Consider the following 20,012-nt stretch of genomic DNA (forward strand, 5'->3'; position numbering starts at 1 on the left):
AGCGGGGTCTGATTCGGACCGACCCCTCGCTGCGGGTCGTCTTGCTACGTGTTGGTCCCCCATTCTCATCTCGGGAAGACCACAATCATGACGTACAACTTCGCCTTCGCCTCTTCTTCTGCATCCACGGCTTCGGACCCGTTCAGTGCTCGTCACGGGCAGTCCCTGCCGGCCGCACTGCGCGCCGAATGTGCCGCGATGTCCTGGAACCAGTTCGAATCCACTTATTCGGCGATGAGCGGACCGATCCGCCTGGGGGCCTGGTCGATCGAGAAAACAGCGCCTGGTCGGTGGACCTTCGAGGCGACACTCGGCCTGGGGGAGCGCATTCAGAAGATGTCGGCCACTACTACCGGCCCGATCGCTGCCATGACGTCGATGCTGTACGAGGCGGGAATCTCCTTGGAGATCCTGTCTTTTCACCAGCAGCAGATCGGTCGTCGCACGGCGACGTTCATCCTCGCCGAAAGCGACGGCCGGCGGCTGTGGGCAATGGGAATCGCGGGGTCGCCCACGGAGTCGTCGCTGCGCGCCATGACGTCGGCTGCCAACCGTTTCGAGAACTAGCACGGGCGTAACCGCATCACCCCACCCGTCCGCGCACCGGACGCCGGCCGCAGCATCCGGTGCGCGGACCCGGGTACGCGGAATCGACAACGTGAAAGCGCAACTGGCTACGAGGAGGGCTGCGCCGACGTAGGTCGCGGCTCGCGCCGTCGACGAATGCGGCGAACGAGGTCATCGATCCAGCCGAGGAGAACACCGCGCTCAGGACTGCGATCCCGAGGACAGTTCCCGATTGCCGCATCGAACTGGCCACTCCGGACACTATTCCCGAGTAACGCTCGGCCGCCGTTGTCAGTGCGGTTCGTGTGATCGGGGCGAAGAACAGGCCCATTCCGACTCCGGCGAACACCAGTCCGGGTACCACTTCGGAGTAGGTAACCTGCTCGGACAGGGCGAGGGCGAGCAGGACGATCCCGATGGCCTGCAGGGCAAGGGCGGTCGAGAGTATCGCGCGTGCACCGAAGTGATTGACGAGAGTTCCGGTGAACGGTGAGATCAGGACCGGCATGGCGGTCCAGGGGGAGGGTCCGGACTCCGGCCTCGAGAGCGGAGTAGTGAAGAACCGTCTGCAGGAACTGGGTGAGCAGGAACTTGCTGCCGAACATTCCCGCCGCCATCGGCGCGACGTTCTCCGCGGACGCCTTTCGCCGTGATCCGAACGTCGTCGTCGATCAACTGTCGCGGACCGCCGGATTGGTATTGACGGCGGCACTGGCGGATGTGTCGAAGCAACTTGCGCTGCCCGCAACTCGGTCGAGCGTCTCGATATGGACATTGCCGCCGCAAACGTCGTCATCGGCGAGGTGTCCACGCGCCAGGGAGCGATCTGCTTGCCTATGGTCGCCGACGATCAACGGTGCGAGTTGTGGCACACCGACGGGCTGAAGTCGAACTCGGCCGGGCATCGGATGATTGCGGAACGGTTTGCCGCCTTGATCAATTCTCGAGTCGACCGGTTTCGAGTTCCACCTGCCTCGACGATTGATCGACGGGACATCTCCCGTCGCTTCGCCGGGTAGCGGCACGGACGAAGCGCCAGGACATCGCTGCGATGCTTGCGCCGAATGTCGAACTTCGGACACCGGCATCGCCGCATCCGTTTCGCGGCCCGAAAGACGTATCGGCGGTGTTGGAAGGCATTCTTCACCGATGTGATCTCGGGTATCGAGTACAGCCGGCATTTCGAGACGACCGACGCGTTGCCGCCGGAACGATTGTCGGAGTTCCGTGTGAGGGGTCGATCTCCTCAAGACCGGGCGGTCGGTGTTGATCGAACGGTTCACCGTCTGTATCCGCCGGATGCCGGCGGTGGTTGCAATGTCCAAGAAGATGATGACTGTCATTCGGGACATGCAGATCGCACCGGTCGGTCGGTGAGGCTGTTTCAGAAGGAGGCTGCATTTTTCAGAGGCGAGTGCCCGCTCGGCGAAAGTATTATTGCTGAATCGTTCCCTGGCTGATTAAGTAATGTCAAGTTCGGGAATTGATTGGGTTCTCCTATCAAAATTACTCTGTCTATCAATCAGTGGTTGCCGATGCAGTAAATGGTTTGGACAAGGCTTTCGCTTTTTCAGCTCTACGTCAAAGCACACGAACATCACCGTCTGAGGATAAACCAATTTGACTACAAATGTAGTTATTCACTACATTTGTAGTATGAGTGAGCGGATGCAAGTGCTTGCGGACGCGGCGATCCGCGTCATCGCTGTAGCAGGGTTGCGGGGCTTGACGTTTCGTGCGGTCGACAAAGAGGCGGGCCTGCCACCAGGTTCGACGTCGAACTGTTTTCGTACGCGGGCGGAGTTGATTGCAGGGGTGGTGCAACGAATGGCGGACCTCGAGTTAGGCGATCTGGCAGCGACGGCGGGAGACCATGCGGCAGCGCCAAGTGTTTTCAGGCAATGGTCGGGCGACGGGCTCGCTCAGACGTTGGTTCGCTTCGAGTTGATGATCGAGGCGGTGCGGTCACCTCAGGTGGCCGAAGTTTTGGACGAGAATCGGTCACGGTTTGCGGCTTTGGCCGAATCGGCAGGATTTGTGGCTCTGACCGAATCGGCTGGACCTGGATCAGGAATCGGGTTCACGGCGCGCGAGTTCGTCGCCATGCTCGCTGGCCTGCAATTCGCCGAAATCACCACCGGAGAAAAGGTTTTGGACAAGACGATGGCATGGCTGTTGTCCCAGCCGGGCGCCGTTGACACGGTTTCACACGACGACGGACGTGCAGCCGACACTCCGCCATCGCAATCACACGGCACTGGAGACGGCGCCCGACACCACGGGGGAATTGCGTGAGCACACAAGCCGTGTCGATGACATTGGGCATCGTATCCGTCTCGGTCGGCCTCTTCGCCTGGACCGGATTCGTACTGGCAGTGCGCTCTATCGTGCGCACGATCCGGTTGGGGCAACCGGCACCGGACCGGTTCTGGCCATTCCTACCGCGTCTGGCCACTATGGTCAAAGAATTCGCCGCCCACACCCGCATGGTGAAGTTCCGAACTGTCGGCTGGGCTCACTGGTTGATCATGATTGGGTTCATGATCGGCTTCGTCACCGTCTTCCAAGCCCAGGGGCAGATCTTCAGCCCCACCTTCACCTGGCCGTGGGTCGGAAACACACTCGTCTATCACCTCTTTGACGAGCTTTTGGCCTTAGGCACGATCATTGGTGCTCTGACGTTGATCACAATCCGTCAGCTCAATCACCCGCGTCTGCCTGCACGGCTGTCGCGTTTCGGCGGCTCCAACTTCACCGCTGCCTACTTCGTCGAAACCATCGTTCTTGTCGAGGGCATCAGCATGCTGGGTGCGAAAGCACTGGTACTGGCATACACCGGTGAACACCATGCAACCAGCGACTTCGTCAGCATGCACCTCGCAAATCTCTTGCCCGCCAGTGCAACACTGGTGTCGGTCTTCGCCTTCTTCAAACTCATGGCGGCACTGGTGTGGGTGGTGGTGGTGGGTCGCAACATCACGTGGGGTGTGGCGTGGCACCGGTTCTCGGCGTTCTTCAACATCTACTTCAAACGTGAAGACGACGGCGGTGTCGCGTTGGGCGCCGCCAAGCCCATGATGAGCAAGGGCAAGCCCATCGTGATGGAAGAAGCCGACCCCGACACCGACACGTTCGGTGCCGGAAACATCGAGGACTTCTCCTGGAAGGGTTGGCTCGACTTCACCACCTGCACCGAGTGCGGACGCTGCCAGTCCCAGTGCCCGGCCTGGAACACCGGCAAGCCGCTCTCGCCGAAACTGCTGATCATGTCGCTGCGTGATCACGGCTACGCCAAAGCCCCGTATCTGCTCGCCGGTGGGCGCAAGGACATGGGCGGTGACGAGATCGGTCTCGTCGACGCCGACGGCAATGTCAAGGAAGCCGCCCTCGCAGCCATTCCCGAGGCGGCACGGCTGGAAGCCGATCGTAAGCTGGTCGGGGAGACCGCCGAACTGGTCGCCGCCGGAGAGCAGGCACCGGTCATCGACGCCGAAACCCTGTGGAGTTGCACCAACTGCGGTGCCTGCGTCGAGCAGTGCCCCGTCGACATCGAGCATGTCGATCACATCATCGACATGCGCCGCTATCAGGTGTTGATCGAATCCGACTTCCCGTCCGAGCTGGCCGGGTTGTTCAAGAACCTCGAGAACAAGGGCAACCCCTGGGGTCAGAACTCCAAGGACCGCCTCAACTGGATCAACGAAATGGACTTCGAGATCCCGGTCTTCGGGCAGGACGCCGATACCTTCGAGGACTACGAGTACTTGTTCTGGGTCGGCTGCGCCGGCGCCTACGAAGACCGCGCGAAGAAGACCACCAAGGCCGTCGCCGAACTCCTCGCCACCGCCGGGGTCAAGTTCATGGTGCTCGGTGCCGACGAAACCTGCACCGGCGATTCCGCTCGCCGCGCGGGCAACGAGTTCTTGTTCCAGCAGTTGGCGATGCAGAACATCGAGATGCTCAACTCCGTGTTCGAGGGCATCGAGCAGCGCAAGCGCAAGATCGTCGTCACGTGTGCGCACTGCTTCAACGCCCTCGGTAACGAATACCCGGAAGTGGGCGGCGACTACGAGGTCGTGCACCACACCCAGCTGCTCAACCGTCTGGTCCGGCAGAAGAAACTGATCCCGGTCGCGTCGGTCTCCGAAGACGTCACGTACCACGATCCGTGCTTCCTGGGCCGGCACAACAAGGTGTACGACGCGCCACGTGAGCTGATGGAGGCCTCGGGCGCCACGCTCAAGGAAATGCCGCGTCACGGTGAACGCTCCATGTGCTGTGGTGCCGGTGGCGCCCGGATGTGGATGGAAGAGAACATCGGCAAGCGCATCAACGTCGATCGTGTCGACGAAGCGCTCTCGACCAATCCGAAGAAGATCGCCACCGGTTGCCCGTTCTGCCGGGTCATGCTCACCGACGGTGTCACTGCACGTCAGGAATCGGGCCAGGGTGAAGGCGTCGAGGTCGTGGACGTCGCGCAGATGATGCTCGAGTCCGTCACCCGCCTCGATCCCGCCCAGCTCACCGAGAACATCAAGGTGATCCCGCGGGAAAAGGCACCCGTCGCGGCGGAGGTCGCGCAGATCGTCGAGGAAGTAGTCGACGAGGCTCCGGCCACTCCTGCCCCGGCAGCAGAGGCCCCGGCAGGTAAGGGCCTGGCCATGAAGGGACTCGCCAAAGCCCCCGGCGCGAAAGCACCGGGCGGCAAGGGCCTCGGCATGGCAGGCGGCGCCAAAGCACCGGGCACGAAAGCACCGGCAGCGGCTCCCGCTCCTGAAACTGCTGCACGCGAAGCCGCTGCCCAGGCCGCACCCGCCAAGCCCAAGGGACTCGGCCTGGCGTCTGGCGCCAAGGCTCCCGGCAAGGGTTTGCAGGTGAAGAGTGGGAAAAAGACTCGGGGTGCAAAGGCTGCTGAAGCTGCATGTGCAGCACCGGTCCCTGCTGCTGAGGCTCCCGCCGCCCCTGCTGCCGAGGCACTCGAGGCTGCGCCAGTTGCCAAGGCCAGCGGGCTCGGATTCAAGTCGGGCGCAAAAGCTCCCGGCGGCAGGTCCGCCAGATGAAGGGTGGGGTGAAGGCGCCGGCAGTAGAGGCTGCCTGGAGGTGTCGCAACGCTACAACTTGCGGAAGTAGAGGTCGAGGGAGACGAGGCGCGATAACTGAGGTGGTTCATGCGGCCACTATGCCCAGTGAGGTCGAGTAAACATACCCTCCGACACGTCAATTGGATGATGTTCATGCTTGCTGACGGTTTCAGAATGATTTCCGCAGTCGTCTCAAACAGATGATGCTGTGCGCGAGTACGAGCAGACCCCGCTCAGGTCCGCTCGTACCGGAACGTGTTCGTAGGCGCTTGAATTGATGCAACCTAGCGAAGGTCCGCTCGACGATCCGCCGTACCTTGCCGAGCCCGGAGCCATGCACGGCACCCCGGCGGGCGATCATCGGTGTGATCCCTTTTCACGCAACAGGTTCCTGTACTCGTCGTAATCGTACTTCGGTCGGCGAACAACCGGCGGGGCCGATTCCGTGGCCGGCCTCGAATCCGTGGCATCTTCTCCACGAGCGGAATCAGTTGAGTGACGTCGTGGAGTTCCGCCAATGCGAGTAATTACCCGAAAAGCAATGTCCACAATAGCCATCGTGTGTGCACCACGTAGCGGACGCCTGCTGTGAGGTCACCCCACACGTTGGTTCGTTCTTCCGTCGACATCTGCCCGGTTTCCTCTCTTCGACTGAGGAAAAGGGTGATGACGAACGCGATTGCGTACGACGCCGCGACTATGACCGCGCCGATTGCAGGAAAGAACGCACCGACAACAATTCCGCCTAGCGCGGGTCCGAGACCCTGTCCCAACGATGGGCGCAGGGCCCCTTCGAGGCCGTTCGCTGCGAGGAGCTGTTCGGGCGGGAGCACCTGTGGCAAGTAGGCGCTGTATGCGGGGTAGAAGAAAGCGCTGCCGGCACCCATCGCGAACGATGCGACGGCGACGTGCCACAGCTCGATGGCCCCGCTGAGCGACAGCACCGCGACTACCGCCATCACGGCCGCCGTGCATCCCTGGACGGTGATGATGAGGCGTTTGGAGAATCGGTCAGCGACTACGCCGCCGAATATCGAGAACGCGAACAGTCCCAGGCTGAGCCCCGTCGCCACAGCAGAGAGTGCTAGAGGGCTGTCGTCGAGTGCGAGGACCTGGAACACCATGACGATCGTCCACATGCCGGTCCCGAAGACTTCGATTCCGACGGCAGCGAAGAGGAGTCGATAGTCGCGCGTACGCAGCGGAGCTAGTGCTCGCAGTGCATCGGCGTTGTTGCTGCTCATACCGATGCCTCTCTCACCGTTGTTGCGGTCAGTTGCATTGGCGGCCAGCTGCTTACGTCGCGGAGAAGTTGGCGGTCGTGGGTGGAGAGAATGACCGCGGCGCGGGTTGCGGCCAGAGCGTCTGTGAGTTCGTCTACGAGGGCGACCGAAAGGTGGTTGGTCGGCTCGTCGAGGAGCAGTACGTGCGGTTTGGTCGCAAGTACCATCGCCAGGTCGAGACGGCGTTGCTGTCCCATCGACAGTTCACCGATCTGCTTGCTCGATTCACGCGCACGAAGAAGGCCGAGCTGCGAGAGCCCGATTGCATCGGACGGCTCGAGCGTCCCAGCCGTGATGAGTGCGTCGAGGTGCGCGGAGTAAGCCTCACTAGCCCGCCGGTGCAACGGCAGATCGGTCTCTTGGCGCAGGAATCCGAGACGGATGCCCGGCGGCCTCCGCACGAAGCCCGTACTGGGGTGCAGTTCGCCGGCGAGCACGCGCAGTAGCGTCGATTTCCCCGCCCCGTTGGGACCGGTCACCACGAGCCGGTCGCCGCGAGAGAGGGCAAAGGACACTTCGCGGATCATGCGTTCGGCAACGGTGATCTGATCCGCACTCAACAACACGGAACCGGTATTCGGTAGGAGTTCAGGAAATCTGAAATGTTGCGGGGGTTCCGGCACCGTCACCGCGTGCGCTTCGAGCTGCTCCTGTCGGCGATGAACGCTCTGCACGAGCCCGCCTGCGCGGGTCGCGCGTCCGTGCTTGTTCGTTCCCTTCTCCGGTCGCCACCCGGACTGCAGGCGATTCTGGGCCGTGCTGAGACTGTCCTTCAGTCGGGCATGCTCGGCTTGTTGACGGTCGTACTCCTGCTCCCAGAGCGCACGCTCAGCGATGCGACCCTCGCGATATCCGGTGTAACCGTTGCCGTACAGTCGGATTCGACCATCCGGCGAGGGGTCGAGGTCCACGATGGTCTCCGCAATATCGGAGAGCAGTGTGCGGTCGTGGGTGACCACGACCACGCCTCCGCTGCGCGCTCGGAGCTGCGCACTCAGAAAGTCGAGACCGCTGCGGTCGAGGTGGTTCGTGGGCTCGTCGAGAAGCAGGAAGTCCTCGTGTGACCCCAGAAGGCATGCCAGTCGTACGCGGTACCGCTGTCCGACCGAGAGGCTGCGGAGCAACCGCTCCGGGTCGGTTTCCGCGTCGAGTGCTGCCAGGGCGATCTTCACTCGCCGCTCGGCATCCCACGCACCCAGCGCTTCAGCGGATTCCAACGCGGCTGCGTATCGCTGAGCATCGTCAAAGTTCCCGTCGGACAAAGCAAGCATGGCCGCATCGAGTGCCGCAAGCGCCTTGAGTGGTTCGGCGATCGCCTCCGCGACGGCTTGGCCGACTGTTCGATCGTCGTGTGCAGGCATCTCCTGCTCCGCGACGCCGAGTGTGCCGATGCGCTGCACCGTGCCGGAGTCCGGGGTGAGGGTTTCGTCGAGCACGTGTAGGAGGGTGGATTTCCCGCGTCCATTCTCTCCCACGATGGCAATACGCGAGGTGGGAGTGACGACGAGGTCGACGTGGTTCAGGACGGGGTTCGCCCCGCGCATCACAGATACGTCTGAGGCAATGAGCTGGGCGCGTTGATGCGTTGGCTGAGCGTTCGTTGGGGTGAGCATTCGAATCCTTCGAGAGGACGCACCACACCGGAAGCCGGCAAACCGGTACGCCGAAGACGGCGACCCACGCTGGGTCGAGAACGAGCGGCCGCCGCTGGCTCGAATAGCTCAACGAGCGCGGAAGGCCTTACTCAGCCGTCTCAGAGAAAGTACAAATGCACGCCGCAAGAGTAAGGGCTTCGTGATTGACTCGCAAACAGATAGTGAATCTAGTCCTAGACCGACTGTGCACCTGCTACCACTGATGTCCGCGGACAGAATTAAAATACGCATAAAACCGGCACAACGCGCGAGGAGATCGTCGAATCTCGATCATTGGACAGGTTAGTTTGCATGTCGGAACCACATTTCACGCTCAGTGCGGCGAACAGCTGCCTGTCGTATTGGACAAGTTCGGAGTCACGTCACACCGATCTCGGTTGTCGAGGTCGATGGCGATGCCCAGCTCGTTCAACGTGTCGTTGATCTTGCGAATTTACTGGTCGGTGCAGACGCCGAGCAGCATGAACGGATACCAGGATCGGGCGGTTCGGCGTTCTCACGGGCTGCGGTAGTCACGGCGTCGATAATCGCGGGCAACCATTCCCACGCACTAGACGCGGTATCGGCCTACGTCGTCGCCGCTGCCCGGGTCGGGAAGGGGGTTTCGGCGAAGACCGGATCAGCCGGGTAGGGGCTGAGCAGAGCGCAGTGTGTTCCGAACGCGGATCTCAATGCGGGAAGCAAGTAGTAGTCACCTCCGAATTGCAGTGTGCGGTGAACTCGTTCGATCCGAAGCGTATCTACATTGATTGCTGAGCTGGCGTGATCAGCTGTGGCTAGGATGAGCGTCGAGAATGTCACGTCGGTGCCGCTCGATGAAGGTCTGGTCGCCGCTGCAAATGTCGAGGTGTCTCGCCAGCTCAACCGAGAATGCCGCGCTTCCGTCCTGTTGGCGCACGACGATTGCGCGTTTCATCGCGTCGAGACGTTTGGTCGTCAGATCCGGCAACTATGCTGCCCCTGAGTCGGAGTACGTCGTGAAAATGTGCTTAGGCGTATATATCGATCGATGTCGTCTGGCCAGCCGCCGTCGTTGGATAGTGGGGCGTAGCGGTACGCAAAGCAGGCGAGATCGTCGATTCGACGTCCAGGCTCTGCTTCGTCGAAATCGATGAATCCGACAGCTCGAGTTCCGTCGAAAACGAAATTGTACGGTGTGGCATCCCAGTGGCAGACCACGTCGGTGTGTGTACCTGCAATCTGGTGGTTGGCATGGCCGGGCGGCATGACGAAGTCGGTCGGGTGATCATGCAGCGACTTCAGATTGCTGAGTGCGGAATCGAGTGCTTCCATGCGTTGCACAGCGCCAAGGCCGCGAACCGCGACCGAGCCAGCACCATTGCTAATCCACCGCCGTCAGTACGCCGCTCTCGACTGTGCTGATTCTCTCCGCATCCACCACACGACTCCGCAGCATGGTCTCGAGCGCAGCCGCCGAGTGCACTGCATTTCTGAACACAGAATGTCAGAAGACAACTCCACGCAAGACCGAAATCGCAGGACAGCGTGCAGGCGTCCTCTAAAAGTGACAGAGGATTATCGCAAGCATTTCAGGACTTGTTCCGAAATATCCCGGCTCGGATCGAGGGCGTACGCAGCACTGAATACGCACTGGCGCTCGGCGAGCCGCCGGGCGCGCAATGACAGTCGGTTCACGAAAAAAAGTCAGGCCCGGTGAGTACCGGGCCTGACTTGGTCCATCTGTGGTGCGCGATACTGGGATTGAACCAGTGACCTCTTCCGTGTCAGGGAAGCGCTCTCCCGCTGAGCTAATCGCGCAGGATAGGAAAAAATGGAGCGGACGACGGGATTCGAACCCGCGACCCCAACCTTGGCAAGGTTGTGCGCTACCAGCTGCGCCACGTCCGCATCAGTATTGATCCTCGTTTCCGGGGTCAATACTTTTTCTAACTTATCAGACCTACAAGCAGGCCCTGATCATCAGGCCCGAAGGCCTGACGTGGTGCGCGATACTGGGATTGAACCAGTGACCTCTTCCGTGTCAGGGAAGCGCTCTCCCGCTGAGCTAATCGCGCGAGGTGGAGACGGGAATCGAACCCGTGTGCACGGCTTTGCAGGCCGTTGCCTCACCACTCGGCCACTCCACCGCGAAGGTTGAGTTACACCTCTCGAGCGGACGACGGGATTCGAACCCGCGACCCCAACCTTGGCAAGGTTGTGCGCTACCAGCTGCGCCACGTCCGCATCGCACCGTGTTGCTTGGGGAGTTGGTTGCTCTCCGTGGTGCGTTGAAAACATTAGCCGACTGTGTCGGATACTTACAAATCACCAGTTCAGGGGGTTGATCGGCAACCAATCGCGGGTCGGGTGAACCCTGAACGGCGGTATGGGCCGCCTGAGTACGGCTGCATGTATGGGGGGAGTGCGGTGTCGACGACGATCTCCCGGCGGACGTGAAGCGGACAACCCCGACCTGGCGATTCGTGTTCAGTCCGTGCTCATGTTAATGTTCCATCTCGTTCGAGCGCATGCGTTCGAACCGATGTACGGTCCCGTGGCTCAGTGGGAGAGCGTCCGCTTCACACGCGGAAGGTCGCTGGTTCGATCCCAGCCGGGACCACAAGAAGAACCCCCTGGTAACAGGGGGTTTTCTTCGTTTCTAGGAGTCGAATGCGACGCTCCGTGGGACCCCCGTGGGATTTCGGATCCGAACTGGCAAATGTGCGCCCATATTGGTTGCGCCTTGTTGCGGCACTCGAGTACCGTCAGTGATGCCCGGTGACGTGCCGGGTCGCGTAGCCCGCCTCGGGGTAAAGATTCGAGGCCGTGGCCCCGGCGGTACAGCGGGGCTGGCGGAGAACCCCGGCCGGCATTGGCCGTAGGTCGCCTAACAGGTTCTCCGGGATTGACGATGGCACCTCTCCAGCATTCGCACAGCACGCGCTTCTTTCAGACGAAAGGAGCGGGCTGGTGCCTGCCTCTACGACCACCCGATTCGACCCGTCCGACGATTTGCGTGTTTTCCTCATGGATGAGGTGGCCGAACGACTCGGCGTCTCCGTCGACAGTGTTCAACGGCTTCTCGCGACCGGTGCCCTTCGCACGGTCCGCCCACGCAAGCGCGGCGTGATCGTTCAGATTCCTGCTGCGTCGCTGCGCGACTACATCTACGGTGGTGCTCGATGACCGCGTTGCCGTAGTTGCAGCTAGAAACAGAACCTCGGCGCAGCTTGGCGCCGGGGGTCGTATGTATCTGACATGTGTTGTCAGGCCTGCGGGTACTCGGTCTCGGCCAATTTTGTGCCCGCGCGGCTCTCAGGCGAGAGCCGGGGTCGAAGGTTGCCACGCGGGCCGCACTCCAGCTGGACGTGGGGTATGTGACTTGTCGGGAATGTCTGACCATCCAGTTGCGGTGACGGTACCGAACAGATGGGGGTCTGATGTACAAGGAGCGCGACTGCCCGGTGGCTGTCGTCCGACGCGGTCCGAGTGCGCCTGTCGTGGCTGGCGCGTGGTGCCGCGAGCACCTGGGTCCAGGTCAGGAGGTAACGGTTTGGGTCCCGACGAAAAGGAACCTGCGGGAGAACAAGGAGCTGGCTGCGTTCATCGAGCGATACCGGCTGGAGGTCATCACGGGCCGAGGGTTCTCGACACCTTCGACGCCTGGGCCGCTGATCATGGCGTGGGCGAATCCCAACGAGGTGGAGAAGGCTCTGGAGTATGCGTCGGGCGTCACCGCTTTGTGTGTGATCGTCGGCAATCCTGATCTCGCTCGTCCGTGGGCGGAGTCGGTCGGGGCCGAGGTGGTCGGCACCTCGCCGTGGATCGACGGTGGGGGAGCGTGAGCACCCCTGACTATTTGTGGCTCCCTGACCACCAACTCCCGGTCGCGGCGACGCTGTCGCACGCCGACGAGCTGATTGATCAGGTCGGTGAGCTGCTGTTCACTTATCAGGCGGCGGCCGGCGACGTCGTGCGGCTCCGCGAGGAAGCCGACGGCCAGGTCAATCGCTTGGTCGTTGACGGCTTCGATCCGTTGCCGCGCAAGCTGCCATTGCTGGTCGCGGACGCGCTGGTCGCTCTGCGTGCTGCGCTTGAGCACGCCCTGTTCGCTGAGGTCGAGCGCCGGGATGGACAGCTCGCGGAGAAGGCGGCCAAGACTGTCGAGATCCCGGCTAAAGAGGACCAGGCTGGTTTCAACGAGTGGGTGAAGGGCAAGCGTAAGAATGGTCCGTCTTCGTTGCAGGCGGGGAGCGAGCTGGTGCAACGCATCGAGCGGTTGCAGCCGCTCCATCGTTGCCAGGCACCGTCTGAGCATCCGCTCGCCCGTCTGGTACTGCATACCAACCACGCGAAGCACCGGATGCCTGCCGTCGCTGCGGTGATGCTGCCGGTGATGTACCGGCGGGACCAGCGGCCTGAGTCGATCGACGGCCTAGAGAAGCGCCTGCTGAGGCCACTAGTGGTTGGCGAAGTTCTCGCGGAGGCACCGGTCGGTGAGATCGTCGAGTGGTCCCTGTTTCCGAACATCGGCGTGAATCGGCCAGGTACCGATGACTGGCCGACTTTGATGATCGAATTGCGCGAGATTGCCGACTGGGTGCGCGAGCAAGCCGTGCCGATCCTCGTCGCGGGCGATCGGCAGGGTCCGGTCCTGCCGGCTCGGTACGACATCTCGGTCGGCCACGAGGACGAGCGCGAGGCAATCGCGGCCGGGACGTTCGTCTCGGCGACCGAGAGGCACTCAGAAAGGCTCCGAGCAGGGCCTGTCCGAGATGATTTGACAGAGATGATCGGGACGTTGCCTGGTGCACCGAGCAGGACGCAGCTCGCCGAGTGGCTTGACAGCCTGTCCGACAAGGAGGTGCTCACACGGGTCGACAGGCTCGGGGCGTTCCGCGAAGGAGCGATGGCTGGTGGCCTTCGTGTGATTGAAATACTCATGTCACATCGAGACGAGGCGCTGGAGTACATCGCTAGCAGGTGTTCAGGCTGATCGGACTGGGCACACTGTCGAGCAAGTCGAGGGTGTCCGAGACGTACCGCAGTTCTATCGGTTTGGCGATGCTGCGGGTCGCGGGTGTGGGCAGCCCCTCAGTGTCGTCGACTACTAAGTAGTTCGACCCAGTTTTGCTCTTCGTGTTCAGGTGTCTCAGCGGGTGAACGGATTGCAGAGCCGGAGTCGGTGTCCGTGCGGGTCCGGCTCTCACCGAGACTGCGACGCATAACTGCGGAACGGACTCTATTGGTACACCGTGATCGACGTCGCTCACTTGGCGGTGCGGGTGTACCCCAACACGTCAGCTGTGCTCCTCAACGGCATCGGCAATAGGTGCGACTGCGCGGCGGCCACCGAGGGTGCCGCCGTCGATCCGTTCGATGCCACCGGTCGCACCGGCGTTCACCGAAACGCAGAACAACGAAGTCGCCGAAATTCGTGTTACGGGTCTGGGTACGAAGGCACAGTGAAGTGAAACCGCTGCGCCGTTCGGTAGAAGCAGAAAGCAGAACCCCGGTGCCATCGGCATCGGGGTTCTTTCACGTCTTGCAGCTTTCGACAGGCGGCTGCAAGCGGCCACTCCATCACACCCTGTCGTAATCCGCTGACTGGTCCAGTGGTCCAATGCAACTTTCTCATTGGACCACCGTTGGACCACCCGTTACTGCAGGTAGAAGCCCTCTTTTACCATTTTGGTCCAATGGTCCAATGAGAAATAAGAAACTTCGCACGCACACACGCACCCGCACACACAGGGAAAGTTTTCCGGCTACGACTGGACCACTGGACCAGCTACCCCAGAAACGCACCCTGAGCTGCACCTATACCTGGTCCAGCAGGTGGTCCACCGAATCCTACGGCTGGACCACTGGACCACCACCGCGCCATGCCACGTCAAATCCCGACATTTCGCGTCACCTGATGTAAGCTAGACCGCACGGTACGCTTCCGGCCTCGGGAAACGTACTGGTTCGACCGGCAGGCCACTGCCCGGAGGCTTCCGCCCGCGTAATGGTGGGGATAACGGCGTTAAGAGATGCGACAGCCTTAGCCCAGGCAGGGATGGCACCCCTAAGAGCGAGTTGACCCCCGTGGCCGGTGGAGAACCCCCTGAGGGGGCAGTCAGCAGGCGGGGCCCCGGTATTTTCCACGAATGAGCGATGACGCTCCCGGGGTGGATCTCGAAAAAAACGAGGTCTCCGCATGACCGTTGCCATAAGCATTCCCAGCTCTCCTGATCCGGGTGCGGCTCCACCGCAAGTTACGGACCCCCAGCACCTTCTTCTGCCCGACGAAGTTGCTGCGCTTCTGCGCACAACGACCGAGGCGCTGACCGCCCGCCGCTACCGGGGTACCGGCCCCGATTTCATTAAGGTTGGCCGCAGCGTTCGGTATTCACGCGCGGCCGTGACTTCGTATTTGGCTGCTGGCGGTGCGTAAGTATGAGCGCAAAAGAAAACGCCGGCCTGGCAGCCGGCGCTTCGGTAGATCCTGGTAACGATCTCGATACCGACAGTAACACCGTCGCTGTGAGCACCCTAGGTGCCGAAACCTACGACCAGGTACTTCGCCGTGCCACTGGCGAAGTGCTCAAGCAGATTCGGCAGAGCCGCCCCGAACCGCAGGCCGCAGCCGCTTTACTCACCTCCTCCGTCAACCGCGCACTTGCTGCCTGGGCACAGGCGATCTACGACCGAACGAAGACCAAGATCCCTGCCCCACGTCTGAAGAGCCTCACTCCTCGGCAAGCCGCCGAGTTGCTGCTGGTGTACCGCGTGGCAGTGCTGATACCAGCGGGTGGGGCCGAAGCTGCACGCGACGACGCTTTACTGGCCGTATATGACGAGGCCGAAGGCATCTACGTCGAGTGCAGCGGCAAGTCAAACGCGATCACCCTGTGGCTGCGTGGCGTCGTGTACGACATCGATGGTCGCTGGGTTGACGAGGCCTTGAGGGCACTACGTGACCTGGCACCTCTCCGTCGCCAGACGGAGGATGCGGATCTGGTTGCTCTCGACGACTGTGTCTACAACATGGCGACGAGCGAACGCCTGCCGTATTCATCCGACTTTGTGTTCATGGCGAAGGCACGCACCCGGCTGCCCGTAGCGGAACCTCCGCTACCCCGGATCCAGAATCCGGACGGCTCCTGGTGGGATCCACAGAGTTGGTTGCTGGAAGTGATGGGGTCGGAGACCCTCGCCCGATCCATCCACGAGGTGAATAACCGTCTTCTGCGCCCCCGCGCCTTCGGTGACGACAAGAGTGTCTTTTACTACGCCGAGTCCGGGTCCAACGGCAAGGGCACGCTACTGGAATTGCACCGCTGCATCCTCGGCGGACCCGCCGGGTTGCGTTGCGCGAGCTTGGGTTTGGAGGCTTTCAGCGGGGAGAAAGATTTCGTCTTGACCCGGCTGCTGGGCGCGGTGGCGAACTTAAGTGATGAGAGCGACCCGGACGGCTTCATGAAGTCGTCGGCCATGCTGAAAACGATCTCTTCGCACGATCCGATTCAGATCAATCGGAAATATCGAGATCCGATCGAGGTGAAACTTTTCGTCCCGATGATCTTTTCGATCAATCGGCTGCCGAAGATCCGTGACAAAAGCGGAGCGATGGATCGCCGTCTTCATATCGTCCCCTTCGGTGCGCGGTTCATGGCGGCTGGGACCGAAGTCCGCAAAATCCCCGAGATCAAGGCCGACTACGTTCGCCGCGCCGAGGTTCGCGAATGGTTTGTCTGGCAGGCACTGGTCGGAGTCGGCGGCATCACCGCGCTGAGCGAGCCGCAGGAAGTGGCTGCGGCGCTTGAGGGGTACCGAGGCAGCAACGATCCCGTCATCGCCTTCTGGCGGGAGTGGGAACCTGCCATCGCCGACAGCACGCTGGCCGTTCTCCCTTACGCGATGTTGTTCGACGCCTTCAAAGCGTGGATGCGCGAGGCGCACCCCGGCTCGCATCCAGGGACCATCGAGAACTTCGTCGACCGCCTGGTCGACGAGGCCGTGCGCGGCGGTGTCTGGCGCGACGAGCGCGACAGCAGCGGCAATCGCAAGAAACCAAGGTTCACGGGTTGGGGGATGACCAACGCTTCCTCCTGCGGCAGCGTGTTCGGCGCCCTCGGGCGGTCGGTGCTGCGGACACGGACATACGGCCAATCTCAAGCGGTTGAGGAGATGGTCACGGGCGATCCAGGAATCGCCCGTTGGAGCCGACAGGCGTTTGCCGGTGACTTGCGACAAGTGACTGCGGACCTGCCGCCGCGGGGTCCGGCGCTGACTCGTGACGCACCTGCGCCAGCACCAGCACCAGCACCTGCACCTGCACCTGCTCCGTTTCCCTCTCTCACACCCTGGGTCTGGGATGGAATCGAGGTGCCGCTATGACCGGAGATGGAATGACGCACCCGGATGACAACGACACAGCCGCGACCGCCTTCTTGCTCGGAGTCCGTGCCGGTTTCGAGGCTGCGACGGTCGGCCAGCTTCGTGACGCGGCCCTCACCGCCGCGTTGCTCGAAGTCCAGATCAATGCCGTCGCCGCCTGGCGACGGACCGACGGCGGGAGAACTCCGCCGCCGCTGCCACCAGGTGCACCGGCAGTCGGTGGCACCGACAACGACTGACGCCGCCACACCGCAGCGAGACAACCCCGTCACCGACCAGTGATGGGGTTGTCTCGTTGTTTGGTCGCGGCTAGCACCGATTCAACAGCGCATTTGGTCGTTGTTACGTCGGTGCTAGCTCGATGCAAACCTGTTGCAACCTCGTTGTACCGGGTTTGATCGGTGGAAGTGTTGCGTTAGAGGCATTTTCAATCGTTGCAAACAGCGACCTAACAACGACATAGGTGCGCGCAAGCCCGATGTTATGTCGGTGCACGTTGGTAGCTCGTTGCAAACAGCGACCAGACAACGACTTTGCTGCGTGGTCACACCGTGTTATCTGCCGGATATGAGCGAGTGTTGTCGCTGCTATCACCGAGCTAAGGCGGTGCACGTTGGTAGCTCGTTGCAAACAGCGACTGATGAGCGAGCAACCCTCGATGTGTCACCGTATTGACGCGTGCACATCATCTACCTGACAACGACTTTGAGTCGTTTTTGCGCGGCGCATCCACGTTGTTAGGTCGTTGTTTTTATCACCGTCGATTATTGGTCGGGCGCTGCTCTGCGGTGCGCGTTATTGCGCTGCGTTATTCGCCCTCGCTCTCTGCGCTCGTTGCGGGTGCCTGCCACTGGCCGGCACCCGGAGTTCTGATCCCGCGCCTGGCTCCTCTCTTCCCTGTCGTGTTCCACAGGCTCGTATCCACCCCGGACGCCGGCAGGGATCACGGTACTGATGCTGGGTTTTCGTCGGTCGGTTGAGGCCGCAGGTGGACTTGCTTCCGCATCCAGACCGCCTTCGCTTCTACTTCCGCGTCTCAACTGCGTATCGGACGGCGTCGTGTCCGTTGCGCCGTATTCACTTTCGTAGGTGCACTCCGTCGCGGCGCTCGACAGTGGTGCTCGGACAGGTCACCCCGGCGCCCTGCCGGGTGGTTCTCAATCTCTTGTGGGGTGACAGGACCCGGCTGCGAGCGAGCGAGCAGTCGGGTCCTGTCACTCTCTCCGGCGCGCAGCGGCGGGCCTTGCCCGGCAAGGTATTCCGGCCCGAAGGGCCCGCCCCGCAGGGCGCCGGGGAATGGCGAGCGAAGCGAGAGCACGGTCGAACGGAGTTCGAACGTGCGTTCCATTCCTACAGCGCCTAGGAACGACGCCGTTTCAAGGTTGATACGGGTACGGGGTGGGGGTATGTTGAGGTGGGCGGCGCAGCAGGGCCCCGCCACATCAGACCCCCACCCCGCCGCTCACCGGGCACGACCGAAGGGAGGGCCAGATGTCGTCTCAGGCGAGCCGCGCGAGCATGAACCATCAAGAGCAACGGTCGACCGGCGGCGCCGGTGATCGGCGGTCGCGCGGTCTCATCACGACCGAGGCGCAGCGATCGACAGCCGGCCCGGCGGCCGTGGCTTTTTACGCGGCGCAGAACCCGGCGATCAATGTCACGATGACGCCCTTCAATGTCGACATGACGAACGACGGCCGAGGCGGATTCCGAGCGTCGACAAGCATCGAAGACGTCGTCGCGTACGGCGATGCCAGAGTCTCACGACTGAGTCGAGGACTAAACACAGGTGAGCGTTTCGCGGTGACGACGGTGGGGCAACTCCCCTGGGCTTACGTCGAACCGGACGGCACAACGTATCAGGCGGTGGGTAAAGACGGAACGCCGAAAGTTTATGAATCGGGCCCGCGAACCGGCGATCCGATTATGCTGCCGCGTTATCGGATTCGGCCCGACCGGCACGACGAGGCGATGCGCTACTTTGACGATTGGTTGGCATTCCAGGCCAAGATTCTGCCCGGCGGGCAGGCGTCGATGCACGGCTACAGCATCAATCTTGACGAAAGCAGGCCGCACATCCAGCTCCTCTCCGATCCTTTCGGTTCCAATGTTTACGGGAAGAATCCGGACGCGCTCAAAAATGGTTTCAGCCGGGCTTTCGGTCGGCATCCCCGCGACCGGAAAGTCCAAGCCCGATCAGAGACGGGCGCGGACCTTTTCAATCGCGACGGCTCGCCGAAAATGGTTGGTGAGGGCGCAAGCCGGAAGATGGAGCGATACCACGCCGAGCTGAGAGAATTTATGACTTCACTCGGCTACGAAGTCGAGAGTGAGCGAGACGAGTTGCGCCACAGTCGTCATTTGAGCCTGGCTGACTTCAAGGAGGTGGAGCACGCTCGCATCGAGGTCGCGGATCAGGTGGTGCAGATCGCGGATCAGGCGGCGCTCGTAGGCGAGAAGTTCGCTGAGGTTGAGGTACTTGCCGATCAGAACACTGTCGCCTACTCGGCGATCACGGCAGACGCGTACGGGGAGGTTGCGGCGAACACTCAAGAAATGCGTCAGCGGCTCGCAGCGGGGGTGGCCGAGCTGCCGGCTCTGCGCACCCAGGCGCGCGAAGCCGGCCGCGCCGAGGGTGCGGCTCAAGCGCAACCCGATCGGGACGAAGCTGCGGAAGAGCGGCGGCGGGCGGCCGAGGAACTGGCGCAGGCTGCTACTGCCCGCCGGGCAGCCGAGAAGGCCCAGGAAGAGGTTCAGACGCGCCTGGCCTCGATCCCGGAGTATGACCCCAAGCTCGCCCAGCGCGAGATGAACGCGGCTCTCGCCTCGGCATTGAGCGGAGCCAAACGCTCCGACGGGACATCGCTACTCGAACTGGGGCACGCGCTGGCCGCGAAGACGTACGCGGCGCGGGGGAAGACGGTCCCGACCGAGACCGTGGGTGAACGCAGCGACCGTCTCAAGACTGCTTTGGGCGCAGGCCAGCGCGACGTGAAGGCTACAAACGAGCAGATCGTCGCGCAGGGTCGCACCCAGAGCAAGACACAGGAGCTAGGTGAATGAGCCGCAGGACCAGGGCC

At 62.1% G+C, this 20,012-nt stretch carries 15 protein-coding genes, 6 tRNA genes and 2 pseudogenes; 13 read left to right on the top strand and 10 right to left on the bottom strand.

Translation table 11 applies throughout. The annotated features are described in order from the left end of the window. The first annotated feature begins 87 nt into the window (after positions 1 to 87). Positions 88 to 567 carry an alpha-isopropylmalate synthase regulatory domain-containing protein gene (locus ABH922_RS08855; protein ID WP_424806560.1) on the top strand — a complete coding sequence of 160 codons (480 nt, stop codon included), beginning with the start codon at positions 88 to 90 and terminating at the stop codon, positions 565 to 567. A 16-nt stretch (positions 568 to 583) separates the two neighbouring features. Here the strand turns inward: ABH922_RS08855 and ABH922_RS08860 are convergent, their stop codons facing one another. Continuing rightward, the gene (locus tag ABH922_RS08860) at positions 584 to 1,075 is read right to left on the bottom strand and encodes a hypothetical protein (protein ID WP_424806561.1); all 492 of its coding nucleotides are present in this window, start codon (positions 1,073 to 1,075) and stop codon (positions 584 to 586) included. Between ABH922_RS08860 and ABH922_RS08865 the strand changes: the two genes are divergently transcribed. From ABH922_RS08865 to ABH922_RS08885, 5 genes and pseudogenes are all read left to right on the top strand, one after another. Beyond that, complete coding sequence (locus tag ABH922_RS08865; protein ID WP_424806562.1) at positions 1,074 to 1,220, top strand: hypothetical protein; 147 nt, start codon at positions 1,074 to 1,076, stop codon at positions 1,218 to 1,220. The two genes, ABH922_RS08860 and ABH922_RS08865, sit on opposite strands and share 2 nt — an antisense overlap. A 114-nt stretch (positions 1,221 to 1,334) precedes the next feature. Then, a complete protein-coding gene (locus tag ABH922_RS08870) occupies positions 1,335 to 1,586 on the top strand; it encodes a hypothetical protein (protein ID WP_424806563.1) in 252 nt (83 codons plus the stop codon). Positions 1,587 to 1,631: 45 nt separating this feature from the next. Continuing rightward, the gene (locus ABH922_RS08875) at positions 1,632 to 2,027 is read left to right on the top strand and encodes a hypothetical protein (RefSeq protein WP_424806564.1); all 396 of its coding nucleotides are present in this window, start codon (positions 1,632 to 1,634) and stop codon (positions 2,025 to 2,027) included. A 196-nt stretch (positions 2,028 to 2,223) separates the two neighbouring features. Next, the gene (locus ABH922_RS08880) at positions 2,224 to 2,862 is read left to right on the top strand and encodes a TetR/AcrR family transcriptional regulator (RefSeq protein WP_424806565.1); all 639 of its coding nucleotides are present in this window, start codon (positions 2,224 to 2,226) and stop codon (positions 2,860 to 2,862) included. 17 nt (positions 2,863 to 2,879) lie between these two features. Further along, a pseudogene (locus tag ABH922_RS08885) lies at positions 2,880 to 5,662 on the top strand ((Fe-S)-binding protein); the annotation flags it as partial. 155 nt (positions 5,663 to 5,817) lie between these two features. Here ABH922_RS08885 and ABH922_RS08890 read toward each other — a convergent pair. From ABH922_RS08890 to ABH922_RS08930, 9 genes and pseudogenes are all read right to left on the bottom strand, one after another. After that, positions 5,818 to 6,154: pseudogene (locus ABH922_RS08890) on the bottom strand (transposase); the annotation flags it as partial. Between the two features lie 21 nt (positions 6,155 to 6,175). Beyond that, positions 6,176 to 6,892, bottom strand: a complete 717-nt coding sequence (locus ABH922_RS08895) for an MFS transporter (RefSeq protein WP_424806566.1) — start codon at positions 6,890 to 6,892, stop codon at positions 6,176 to 6,178. Beyond that, the gene (locus ABH922_RS08900) at positions 6,889 to 8,544 is read right to left on the bottom strand and encodes an ABC-F family ATP-binding cassette domain-containing protein (RefSeq protein WP_424806567.1); all 1,656 of its coding nucleotides are present in this window, start codon (positions 8,542 to 8,544) and stop codon (positions 6,889 to 6,891) included. Before ABH922_RS08900 ends, ABH922_RS08895 begins: the two co-directional genes overlap by 4 nt. Positions 8,545 to 9,522: 978 nt before the next feature. Then, positions 9,523 to 9,879, bottom strand: a complete 357-nt coding sequence (locus ABH922_RS08905; protein WP_424806568.1) for a phosphotransferase — start codon at positions 9,877 to 9,879, stop codon at positions 9,523 to 9,525. A gap of 411 nt (positions 9,880 to 10,290) precedes the next feature. After that, a tRNA-Val gene (locus ABH922_RS08910) sits at positions 10,291 to 10,365 on the bottom strand. Between the two features lie 14 nt (positions 10,366 to 10,379). Next, positions 10,380 to 10,455, bottom strand: a tRNA-Gly gene (locus ABH922_RS08915). Positions 10,456 to 10,547: 92 nt separating this feature from the next. After that, a tRNA-Val gene (locus ABH922_RS08920) sits at positions 10,548 to 10,622 on the bottom strand. 1 nt (position 10,623) lies between these two features. Continuing rightward, positions 10,624 to 10,694: transfer RNA gene (locus ABH922_RS08925), tRNA-Cys, on the bottom strand. A 24-nt stretch (positions 10,695 to 10,718) separates the two neighbouring features. Continuing rightward, positions 10,719 to 10,791 (bottom strand) — tRNA-Gly (locus ABH922_RS08930). 304 nt (positions 10,792 to 11,095) lie between these two features. Between ABH922_RS08930 and ABH922_RS08935 the strand changes: the two genes are divergently transcribed. From ABH922_RS08935 to ABH922_RS08965, 7 genes are all read left to right on the top strand, one after another. Continuing rightward, positions 11,096 to 11,167: transfer RNA gene (locus tag ABH922_RS08935), tRNA-Val, on the top strand. Positions 11,168 to 11,517: 350 nt separating this feature from the next. Then, positions 11,518 to 11,733, top strand: a complete 216-nt coding sequence (locus ABH922_RS08940) for a helix-turn-helix domain-containing protein (RefSeq protein ID WP_424806569.1) — start codon at positions 11,518 to 11,520, stop codon at positions 11,731 to 11,733. A 254-nt stretch (positions 11,734 to 11,987) separates the two neighbouring features. After that, positions 11,988 to 12,392: a hypothetical protein gene (locus ABH922_RS08945; RefSeq protein ID WP_424806570.1), complete on the top strand. Its 405-nt coding sequence runs from the start codon at positions 11,988 to 11,990 to the stop codon at positions 12,390 to 12,392. After that, complete coding sequence (locus tag ABH922_RS08950) at positions 12,389 to 13,543, top strand: hypothetical protein (protein WP_424806571.1); 1,155 nt, start codon at positions 12,389 to 12,391, stop codon at positions 13,541 to 13,543. The genes ABH922_RS08945 and ABH922_RS08950 overlap by 4 nt, the downstream gene beginning before the upstream one ends. 1,589 nt (positions 13,544 to 15,132) lie before the next feature. Beyond that, complete coding sequence (locus tag ABH922_RS08955) at positions 15,133 to 16,932, top strand: phage/plasmid primase, P4 family (RefSeq protein ID WP_424806572.1); 1,800 nt, start codon at positions 15,133 to 15,135, stop codon at positions 16,930 to 16,932. Continuing rightward, complete coding sequence (locus ABH922_RS08960; RefSeq protein WP_424806573.1) at positions 16,929 to 17,171, top strand: hypothetical protein; 243 nt, start codon at positions 16,929 to 16,931, stop codon at positions 17,169 to 17,171. The genes ABH922_RS08955 and ABH922_RS08960 overlap by 4 nt, the downstream gene beginning before the upstream one ends. Positions 17,172 to 18,735: 1,564 nt before the next feature. Continuing rightward, on the top strand, positions 18,736 to 19,995 hold the full coding sequence (locus ABH922_RS08965; RefSeq protein WP_424806574.1) for a hypothetical protein: 1,260 nt from the start codon (positions 18,736 to 18,738) through the stop codon (positions 19,993 to 19,995). Positions 19,996 to 20,012: the final 17 nt, after the last annotated feature.

The organism is Rhodococcus sp. 27YEA15, assembly GCF_049739425.1.
Classification (GTDB): Bacteria; Actinomycetota; Actinomycetes; order Mycobacteriales; family Mycobacteriaceae; genus Rhodococcus_F.

What these genes read in the sequence shown, in the direction of transcription:
- ABH922_RS08860 (WP_424806561.1), bottom strand. Translation starts at nt 1,075, where the DNA reads ATGCCGGTCCTGATCTCACCGTTCACCGGAACTCTCGTCAATCACTTC.
- ABH922_RS08945 (WP_424806570.1), top strand. Translation starts at nt 11,988, where the DNA reads ATGTACAAGGAGCGCGACTGCCCGGTGGCTGTCGTCCGACGCGGTCCG.
- ABH922_RS08865 (WP_424806562.1), top strand. Translation starts at nt 1,074, where the DNA reads ATGGCGGTCCAGGGGGAGGGTCCGGACTCCGGCCTCGAGAGCGGAGTA.
- ABH922_RS08875 (WP_424806564.1), top strand. Translation starts at nt 1,632, where the DNA reads ATGTCGAACTTCGGACACCGGCATCGCCGCATCCGTTTCGCGGCCCGA.
- ABH922_RS08895 (WP_424806566.1), bottom strand. Translation starts at nt 6,892, where the DNA reads ATGAGCAGCAACAACGCCGATGCACTGCGAGCACTAGCTCCGCTGCGT.
- ABH922_RS08960 (WP_424806573.1), top strand. Translation starts at nt 16,929, where the DNA reads ATGACCGGAGATGGAATGACGCACCCGGATGACAACGACACAGCCGCG.
- ABH922_RS08900 (WP_424806567.1), bottom strand. Translation starts at nt 8,544, where the DNA reads ATGCTCACCCCAACGAACGCTCAGCCAACGCATCAACGCGCCCAGCTC.
- ABH922_RS08870 (WP_424806563.1), top strand. Translation starts at nt 1,335, where the DNA reads ATGGACATTGCCGCCGCAAACGTCGTCATCGGCGAGGTGTCCACGCGC.
- ABH922_RS08855 (WP_424806560.1), top strand. Translation starts at nt 88, where the DNA reads ATGACGTACAACTTCGCCTTCGCCTCTTCTTCTGCATCCACGGCTTCG.
- ABH922_RS08880 (WP_424806565.1), top strand. Translation starts at nt 2,224, where the DNA reads ATGAGTGAGCGGATGCAAGTGCTTGCGGACGCGGCGATCCGCGTCATC.
- ABH922_RS08905 (WP_424806568.1), bottom strand. Translation starts at nt 9,879, where the DNA reads ATGGAAGCACTCGATTCCGCACTCAGCAATCTGAAGTCGCTGCATGAT.